This window comes from Hominisplanchenecus murintestinalis, assembly GCF_943193015.1.
GTDB classification, from domain to species: Bacteria; Bacillota; Clostridia; order Lachnospirales; family Lachnospiraceae; genus Hominisplanchenecus_A; species Hominisplanchenecus_A murintestinalis.
The window spans coordinates 1-1,964 of sequence record NZ_CALPCM010000107.1 but is presented as its reverse complement, the minus strand read 5'-3'; the positions used below and the strand labels follow the sequence as shown (position 1 = coordinate 1,964).

At 48.5% G+C, this 1,964-nt stretch carries 2 protein-coding genes; both read right to left on the bottom strand.

The genetic code is table 11. The features are described from left to right. Positions 1-87 precede the first annotated feature (87 nt). On the bottom strand, positions 88-399 hold the full coding sequence (locus NFR99_RS15165) for a helix-turn-helix domain-containing protein (protein ID WP_251354074.1): 312 nt from the start codon (positions 397-399) through the stop codon (positions 88-90). Next, positions 396-1,829 (bottom strand): ISLre2 family transposase, encoded by a 1,434-nt coding sequence (locus tag NFR99_RS15160; RefSeq protein WP_251354073.1) that lies wholly within the window; start codon positions 1,827-1,829, stop codon positions 396-398. Before NFR99_RS15160 ends, NFR99_RS15165 begins: the two co-directional genes overlap by 4 nt. Positions 1,830-1,964 lie beyond the last annotated feature (135 nt).

Here is a 1,964-nt window from a genome sequence, read left to right as displayed (position 1 = left end):
GTTTGTGTCAAGTGTTCGTTGGCACTTTTCTGATTTTCTTTATGAAACTAGTTTTACATAGCCTTTTTATCTCATGCAACCTCTTTCTTAGATACCTTTTTGTTCATTAATTAATTTATGAACACGTCCTACGGAACACCCCATTTCCCCTGCAATCCTCCTTATTGTATATCCCTTTTCTCTTAAGCATTTCACTTTCCCGATCTCCTCCGGGATGGTTATACTCTTTCTCCCGGCTCCCCTTGGGTTTCGGATCGTTCCTGTTCCTCCCTGCCTTTTATATGCCGCCGCTATGCCCTCCAGCAGTTCTTCCGGTACCCCTCCGTATGTTTTTTCATACATTTCCAGCAGACTGTATAATTCTCCAATGTCTACCCGTTTCATCTCCAGCCCGCTCATACAAATGCCTCCCGGAATGCCTTCCTTGATGCTGTCTGCAGCGCATCCAGCAGCGGCATATGATGCCGGATGATCTCTGCGTACGGATTCCCCTTCCCGTCCTTCTTCGGCGCTTTTGCCGCACTCAGGCACTTTACTGCTTCCTGCATCTGCATCGTAAAGACCAGACCATCCGTATACCGTTCTATCGTTTCGATCAGCTCCCGGTTTTCTTTCCGGTACAGTGCTTTCGCCATGTTATTCGCACCATTCTCTGACCAGCGCATCCTTCTGTGCTTCATCCGTAACGTGACTACTGTACAGTTCTGGTTCTCCTGTACCCCCATATTCTTATAGACGATCCCAGGCTTTGCTTCCGGTATCTTTCTTCCGCGTTCCTGCCAGGGCAGGAGTCCTTCCTTATTATTCGACAGGTATTCCAGCAGCTTCCCGGCATCGCGGCTCCGTTTGTCCGTTTCGTCTTCACCAGCTACGCTATCCGCATAAATCCGGATGTATTCCAGCATCCGGTCGATCTGCTTCGCTTCAAACAGCTCCGTTACCGCCTTCTGGGCCTCTTTCTCTTTCAGTTTTCTTTTTATTTCCTGATAGATGTGGAACCGGTCCAGCTGGAAGATCGTTTCCGGGTCATAAGGTTCCCGGATCCAGCTTCCCCCATCCCCGTTCAGGACACGCTGCCGTATCTCATCCACGTTGTATGTCTTCTCGATCAGTGCTTCCCGTTTCTCATGGAACCGGCTGCTCTTTTCCATCCCTGCCAGCATGGTCTTATTCACGAGACGGTTTTTCTTATTCCACGCCTCCCAGCCTTCATACATGGTGAATACCTTTAGTTCCTGCTTCTTCCGCTTTTTATGGTCCTTCCCCTGCATACACAGCCATACCCCGTCCATTTCTTCAAACAGCACCGGGATCTCCCTTTGCCCCTCTGCCTGCCCTGACTCCATCTGCTTTACGGCATACTCTTCTTCCTTGCTGATCCGTTCCCCCAGTCTTTGCACCAGGTTCCATACTCCTCCGTGGCTGATACTCTGACCGCAGGTTTCACTGATAGTCTCCGCTGTCACCCGGTAAGGGGATTCGGTGACTATCATGGCGATCTTTTCCGCAAGGTTTGTGGAGAGCAGGCCGATCTTTTCCATATGCATCGCTTCATCCAGCAGGTACACATGGGCATTCCGCCCGTTTTCCAGTTTTGTCTGATATACCCGTCTGGCATAGGTTACCTCCCCATAAACAGTCTTAATGGTGGTGCTGCGCTTCCCCTTATCCCGGTACCGGCTCCTGTCCCGTTCTTCCGACAGCTCAACGTCATAGTTTTCCAGCATGATCCGGGTGATCTCTCTGCCAAGCTCACACACATAGGCAAAAATTTTCTGTTCCAGACTCTTGAAAGATACCAGTTTTTCCTCTACAATAGATTTCATCATACAGTCTCCTTTACGTGTTTTGTTTCGCAACTAATATCATAAAGAAAAACTGTATGATTGGGAAGCAGGGAATTTCTCTTCTTCCCTTTTTTCAAGAATAATTCTTATTGTTGCCAATGATAATTATACACTAAC